We start from the raw sequence: 7383 nt of genomic DNA, 5'->3' as shown, positions 1-7383 counted from the left end.
GTGCATAAGTGGGCACTGGTTCTCCAGTGACTCTTTTCGGGCTCTGCCCAAACCCGCCAACGGTCTGCCCGTTGGATCGCAAATATTCAAACCCCCTACCCCCGATCTTCGGGGGATGCCCCTTCGGCTGGCGCAAACAAACGGGGTTTGTTTGAATCAATAGGCTTTGGGTGTAGTGAATGAGTCAACTCCTTAATGCTCACTTTCGTTCCGCTTACCGTTGACTCATGCCTTATGTTCTTCTTTTACATCAGATTTAAGACTAAAAAAAAGACCCTGTAAAAAAACAGAGTCAGTAAAAATTCAAAAACAAACCTCTTTTTTAAGTGTTTTATTCAATAACAGTTTTTACTGGTGGAATTCCCCAATCAAGATAGAAAGCTACACCTTTACCCTGAGTCATAGCTCCAGTTATTTTCAATGCAAGATCTGCAAAAAAGGCTCCACCTAAAACTGCAGTACTTATTCCAGCCACAGTGCCTAATGGTCCTGCTAAAGCTGATGAAACTGCTGTCCAAGCAGCCATTAATGCAGCTGGACCTGATTGCGCTGCAACGGTTAAAACAGCAAATGTTCCAGATTTCAAAGCAGTATTAGATAAATAACCAGCTCTATAACTAGAAGTTTTAGCTACTTGGTTACTTTTTAATATGCTTTCTTTTGAAGCAGAATAATTATATGTACCATCAAGTATAGCTTTGAAATCTTTAAGTTGTGTTTTTGTAAAATCATATTTATTCATAAGAACATCATCACTTAAATCTACACTTAATGTTTCTTGATCTTTCTTGAAATGAATATGATTCGAAACTTCCAACAACTTAGTAACAAGCTTTGTATCTACACCAGATTTCTCTAAATCACTTATGCTATTTTTTTCTGATTCTGTTAATGTTACAGCACCCTTACTTCTGTCCGACGTCTGTGCTTGTGCTACTACGGGCGAAACCAAAGATATAAGGATTACTGAAGCAACCACAAGAGACAAATAACTACGTAACTCTTTTTTCATAGTGACCTCTCCTTTACTAATGTTATAAAAATAACCAAGTAATAGTTTAACATAAATGTCAAAAGAATTCCTTTTTATCTATATTAACTATGCTGGAGAGTTTTTATAAATTTTAAATTTATTTGTCTAATGACCTTGGTTTCCTCCATGTAGGAATGAAAAACTTAATATTTTTAATAACCAAAATCACAATGCCAAAAAGTAACGTAACTAATGTATTTATACTTCTTTCAAAAGGCAACATTTCATATAAAAAATAAGAGAAAACAAATAACAGATCAAGCCATATAACTTTTTTAGAACCAGATTTTCTATTAAAGTAATCCCTTGCCCCAACAAATGTTAGAACTAATCCGGTCAAAAATAGGACACCCCACCAAATTTGTAAATACCAAATAGGAAGTTGATAAGAAGAAAGATCAAATAAAGCACCAATGTAACCTAAAAAACTAATCAGCATAAGAATTCGACCAAAGACAGCTGACATTTGCATTTTTATATCTTTTTGACTTTGTTCAATCCGAGTTTCTAAGTCTTTTTGTTCCTCAGAATATTGCTCTGGAGAAACCAATTCTTTAATATCACTATCAAATAATTCAGCCAACCTTATTAGATTATCCATTGATGGTTCTGATTGATTTGTCTCCCATTTCGATATTGCCTGCCGACTAACCCCTAATTGTTCTGCTACATATTCTTGCGATAACTTTAAGGATTTTCTTTTATTACTAATATTAGAACCTAAAGACATCATACAACACCCCATTTCCATATGATTGCTGTAATTGTATTAGTTTCACAGGTTGCACACCACCAACCACTATGCAACTATTGGTTGCAAAAGCTTGTTTTAACTAAATTCTGTGAAAGATTATTATCAAAAGGCACTTCCACTTTATGAGAGACTTTTATGAGTCTTTAAATAAATTTATAACCGTTAAAACGTTCTTGTCATATTTCTCATGATCGAATGATCGTATTCATGGACGCAACCATGATCGTGATCGTAGGAATCCATTGATATAACTAGAATAATCAATGTATGATCGTATGGTGAACGAGGTGGTGAAATTATATGGATAACCAAGAAAAATGGCACTCTATCAAATCATTAGAGAAAGAACTTCAAATCCCAGATACAACATTGCGAAGATACATTCGTCAACATGGCCATCATTTGAACATAAAGAAAAACGGAAAAAGCTATTTAGTAGCAAATGAATCCATTCCTTTGCTGAAAAAAATTCGTGGTTTATACGTAGAAGGAAAGTCTATAGAAAACATTGAGACCATCCTCACTAACGAAGGACATCCAATCACTATCACAATAGACAATCATACAGAAAGTACAGCATTGACGCTGAATGAGTCGATAGAGGACATAAGGAATACTCTCAACTCACAAATGAATGAACAAAAACAAATCATCCAATCTCTTATTCAGACAATTCACGAACAACAACACTACATTGAGGCTAAGCTTGAGGAACGCGACAAACACCTTATAGAGGCTCTAAAAGAGAATGAAGAAATGAAAAAACAGATTGCTGCTGCTCAACAAAAAAAGTGGTGGCAATTTTGGAAATAGGACACCCATGAAAATGGCGCACTTATACACACCCCTGTGTGAGTGCTAAAATCTCTCGATTTCCGTCAAGCGTGTAAAGAAGAAGCCGACTTAATAGCCGGCTTCTTCTGATTCTTCAAACCACAATGCAATGAACAGCAAAGTACAAATAATGAATGCTCCTAAATCCATCACATTAATTACAATCGTCATCACATTCACCTCCACCTCCACAGTGAACGGATTCTATCACAAAAATATTCCTCAAAACGAAGCACTGAAAAATAAAAAAAATGATTGCGGACACCGCAACCAAAAAACATTTTTGTTTAAATTTACCTTAAATACATTGTATTAGTAATAGAGATGGTATAACTTTTACATTTGTAATCTATAAAAGAAAGGTAAGGTGTATATGAAAATGAGAAAACTGAATAAAAATATCCTTATAAGTTTCTCTGTATTTTTTCTTATGTTTTTAATTCCCAGTCCAACATCTTTTGCAACAAATTCTATAAAAGAAAATTATTATGTAGAAGAATTTAAAGTCCCTCTAAATGACGAAAATAAAAAATTCATGAAAGATTCAGTAGTATCCAGTAAAGCATTTATCAAATTTCCTCCAGAAAAGTGGACTATAAAGGGGAAAAAATACACTGGTGAAACAGTAGGAAAGAAAATATTGTGGAAAACAGCAGGAGATCCAGGAATAACAATATCACTTGCAAAATCACTTAGCGTAAGCACAGGAGTAACAGCTACATTTGGAATGCCAATTAAAGAAATGAATGCACAGATTGGATTTACTATCAATAAATCAGTAACAGTAACAAACACAGGAAGTTACAAAGTACCAAAAAAACATAAAGGAAAAAAAGTAAAAAAAGCAACGGTGGAAGCTTATGCACTTTATGACAATTGGTCATATAAAGTCTATTATACTGGCATACTAGCACTTAAATCTGATGAGTATAAAGGAACAGGGAGAGCATACAAGCCCTCTGGCATTTACTTTAAAAAGAAAATACACTATAAATAAAACAAGAAAAAGACATTTGTCTTTTTCTTGTTTTTTATATTTAATAACTATAAGCTGAATTTTAAGGAGAGAATTAAATTGTCTAGTCGAGGAATAGGTGTTTTTTTTATTGCAATATCAACAATTTTATACATAACTAAGTACTTAACAGCCGCTATATTCGGATCTAATTTAAAAACTTTAAGCGAAGACATGTTCAAAACGTTACTAGAATACATTGGCCCAAATTTAACATTTTGGAGTACAATCTCTCTCATAATTGGTATAGTTTATTTAATTTGTGGTCAGTTTCAATTAATGAAAACAAAATAAATTAGAAAAGCAGGTTATATAAAACCTGCTTTTCTAATTTATTATGTAATTCTTAATACCAACATGCCAACGTGCCATAACTTCAAACGTCTCATTGGCTACCTCATCATCATCTTCTTCAATTCTGACAAGATCGCCGTCCTCAGCATCCGTCAAATTGAGTTCCTTATGAATCTCTTTCAAGATCCCACCATATCCGATCAACCGCCTGGCATTCAATGCATCATCCAAATAATAAACAGTATCCAAATTTTCCTCAGTCACTTCATTCCCACGTATCACATCAGTATCTTTCACAGGATACTTAGAAATCTCTAAAATGGCTTTCTGCTCTTCCATAGCTTCGCGCACTTCTTTTTCAATCGCTTCCGCATCGATGCCCTTTTTTCCTTTGACCCGCTGCACGTGCACAACCGGTGTGTAATCCAATTTCATGGCACGCTTCCAAAGGCTCGTCCACTCTGCTTGTTTAATATAGCTTTTACCTGTGAAGTAGCTTCTTTTCACTGGAATCAACACATGAAAATGAGGGTGATATGTATTTTCTTCATGATTTTTCGTAATCTCTAAAGCTCTGAAAAAACCAAGTGTTCCAGTTTTCACTTTTTTATATTGAAACAGCTTTCTAAAACCTTGCATCATATCAGTAATCGTTTGTTTTAAATCATCGCCCTCAACATTTTTCACCGTCAACGTGAGGAATATCCACGCAGGCTTATATTGCCGATTTGCTTCTTCTACAATCAACTTATTATGACAAGCAATTTTTAACGACCTTCGCCACGCACACATAGGGCATAACCTCACTTTACAAAAATAGGCTTGATATAATCGTAGTCTGCCCGTTTCGTTATCTCTTCTAAACGCAAGACATTCCGCACAATCACATACTTTCTCTGCCTTTTTTCCGTAGTAAGGCGCACCGGTACGTTTTTCAAGTCCTTCATAATGAGCCGCCATCAATGACGACCTCAACTTTTTCCCTTTCCAATCCCGCTTTTTACCTGTTGCGGTTTTGTCCTCAAGGGTGATATAATTCGATTCAGATGAATGAAACAAAGCAAAAAACTCCTTCTGCGCTAGTTCTCTAGCATTCTATTATTTAAGATTCGACACCTTAATAATAGCAGATGGAGTTTTGTGCTGTCAAAATGCCTTTAAAGCCTTGACATCACTGGATTTACCGCACTTTTTCAAAATGACAATGTTTCTATATGTATCAAGATAAGAAAAGACACGATTCTGACTCCGTCAAAATCGCCCAAAAAGCTGGCGGAACCGCCATCTTTTTAAAAACTAAAACCTCAAAACCTAAAAGACCAAAGACTAAACCAAATTTCCCCGCAGGGGGAGATTTTTTTTTGATTTTTTGGCCATGCTGCACAACAAAAAAACAGACCCAAAAGGTCTGTTTGATTCATCAAGTAGACACCCTAGAATCACGCGTTACAAAACGAATGGCACTTACAGAATCATCAAAAGTCATCGCCCTGGAATCAGCGATTGAGGTTATGAGACGAAAATCTTGAGTTGTAGATCGGGTTATAAGAGGAAAATCCATTGTAGTAAAACTATTCCCTGTAGCATTTCTTACAGTGAGATCAATCGTTTCTGGAGAAGTAGCATTTCTTGAATTCGCATCAAACTCAACAGATGATAAAGAGATCACACCTAGCAAAGCCGAAGCACTTAAAAACCCAGTAAGAACCGTTTTAAAATTCATATGAACAGTCGCCCCTTTGAATTTGTTTTCGGGCGTACATCACTTTCTCGTATAATTTTACAGATTCATCCATACGCCCGCTTTTAGTATAGAACTGGGCGCCTTCTAATGCTAGGTCTTCCATGTAGCGATATCCCTTCATGTTGTTCAATTTTTCCAGTGCATTCAAGATATCACTTAGATTAGCTGAATCAAAAAATAATTTTTTCATAAACTCCAAAAGTATAAAATAAAGCTCATCATGATGAATTTCTGCCTGCTCAAATGACTTTCTATAAAAGTTTTGTCCTTCGATAAACTCCTTATTTTTCAAATGAATCATAGCCATTCTGTAATAAGTCAGAAGCACTTTCTCACCAATAGAACTCCCAATTTCAATCGCTTGATGAAAATAAGATATAGCTCGGATGTTGTCACCCAAACCTTCATAACATGAACCAATATTATGCAAAGCTCTAAAAATCATATGCTGATTTTTTAACGTTTTTGCTTTTTCCAAAACAGCAAGTAACTGCGAAAGTGCCTTTTCTCTATGTTCCAAATCAATATAATTTCCTGCAACCACAGTCAAACAGTTGATCTCTCGAACCACAAAATTAGAATTTGAACGATACGCATTATAAGCAAGACCAACATAATACATAGACATATGAGTTTGTTTCATGTGATAAAACACTTCTGATAATTTGTAATAGAATTCTGCCCTTTCCAACTCGTCCGCCACTTGCTCTAACCGCTTCTCTGCTCGTTTATAGAACACGATCGCCTTGATAAACTCACCAGTTTTAAACTCATACATGCCTTGAAAAAAGTTGAAATAGTATTCAAGAATACCCGCCATCTTTTTACCTTGGCCTTCTACAGCTTTCAAATAATCCGACTTCTCTAGTGGTTCTCCAGTAGGTTGCACATAGTCCAACATCAATTGATGACGGAACTCCATCAACTGAAAATAAAGAACCGCTTGCTCATCCTCTTCCATCACGTCTAATTCTTTTCTGACTTCTTCTCTTAGGATTTCAGCACCTTTCACATTGAATTTCTTTATATGCTTGTACCACTCGTTTATTTTGATCGCTACAACTGGAGATGGTATAGATTCCACCTACAATCCCCCCCTAGAAAGTGCAGTTTTATATTAAATGCTAGCACAACACTCCCTAATAAAATCCTATTTTTCCCTTGATATGTAAAATTTTCGGCAAGACGCAAACCATTTTGAGACTGGATAGGAAACAAGACATACTTCTGCTTCTTAACACGAACAGCAGACAAAACGAAAAAAACGCATTTAAATCCCCTATAAGCGTTTTTGACGCATCCCCCTATTTCAATTACCTGCACAAAAATAAAAGCGCTCAGAATCGAATCTGAACGCTCTCAACGGCATTTTTGAATTACAGCCTCGGTATTTTTATAAGTTTAATCATTCAAATAAATCTTTGTCACAAACTCAAAACGAGTCAATTCATTGCTATGACTAGCCTTAATTTGCTTTTTTCTTCCGTAGTACCCCCCTGTTAGAGTGGGGGGGTTCCCGTTTGGCTCTCAGTGCTTCGCTTTTCGTTGCCACTCGACGACTGTCGTCGTCTTCCGCTGCGCACTTTCGCCAAACAAAACAGACGCACAAATATTTCTTTAATCGTATCATTTTTGATACTTTCATGCCAACGGTACAATGCCCTGGCATTCTGCTTTGAACGGAAAGAAAACCCACCGCACCTATTTAG

Annotated in this window: 7 protein-coding genes; 2 read left to right on the top strand and 5 right to left on the bottom strand. The window is 35.8% G+C overall.

Annotated features, from left to right (window positions below; translation table 11 throughout):
- Positions 1–331: 331 nt before the first annotated feature.
- Positions 332–1012, bottom strand: a complete 681-nt coding sequence (locus MHI35_RS18850; RefSeq protein ID WP_197198152.1) for a hypothetical protein — start codon at positions 1010–1012, stop codon at positions 332–334.
- Between the two features lie 118 nt (positions 1013–1130).
- Entirely contained in the window at positions 1131–1763 is a 633-nt protein-coding gene (locus MHI35_RS18845) for a helix-turn-helix domain-containing protein (RefSeq protein WP_335349503.1), read from the bottom strand.
- A 324-nt stretch (positions 1764–2087) separates the two neighbouring features.
- Between MHI35_RS18845 and MHI35_RS18840 the strand changes: the two genes are divergently transcribed.
- On the top strand, positions 2088–2600 hold the full coding sequence (locus MHI35_RS18840; protein ID WP_335349502.1) for a DUF3967 domain-containing protein: 513 nt from the start codon (positions 2088–2090) through the stop codon (positions 2598–2600).
- Positions 2601–3000: 400 nt separating this feature from the next.
- Positions 3001–3618: a hypothetical protein gene (locus tag MHI35_RS18835; RefSeq protein WP_335349501.1), complete on the top strand. Its 618-nt coding sequence runs from the start codon at positions 3001–3003 to the stop codon at positions 3616–3618.
- Positions 3619–3963: 345 nt separating this feature from the next.
- On the opposite strand, the gene MHI35_RS18830 is transcribed toward MHI35_RS18835, so the two are convergent.
- From MHI35_RS18830 to MHI35_RS18820, 3 genes are all read right to left on the bottom strand, one after another.
- Positions 3964–4989 carry a protein rep gene (locus tag MHI35_RS18830; protein ID WP_335349506.1) on the bottom strand — a complete coding sequence of 342 codons (1026 nt, stop codon included), beginning with the start codon at positions 4987–4989 and terminating at the stop codon, positions 3964–3966.
- A 361-nt stretch (positions 4990–5350) separates the two neighbouring features.
- The gene (locus MHI35_RS18825) at positions 5351–5653 is read right to left on the bottom strand and encodes a hypothetical protein (protein ID WP_335349505.1); all 303 of its coding nucleotides are present in this window, start codon (positions 5651–5653) and stop codon (positions 5351–5353) included.
- Complete coding sequence (locus tag MHI35_RS18820; protein WP_335349504.1) at positions 5643–6758, bottom strand: Rap family tetratricopeptide repeat protein; 1116 nt, start codon at positions 6756–6758, stop codon at positions 5643–5645. Before MHI35_RS18820 ends, MHI35_RS18825 begins: the two co-directional genes overlap by 11 nt.
- Positions 6759–7383: the final 625 nt, after the last annotated feature.

It is taken from the genome of Bacillus sp. FSL K6-3459 (assembly GCF_038003305.1).
Classification (GTDB): Bacteria; Bacillota; Bacilli; order Bacillales; family Bacillaceae; genus Bacillus; species Bacillus pumilus_O.
The sequence above is the reverse complement of the archived record's forward strand: the minus strand, read 5'-3'. Positions and strand labels throughout refer to the sequence as shown.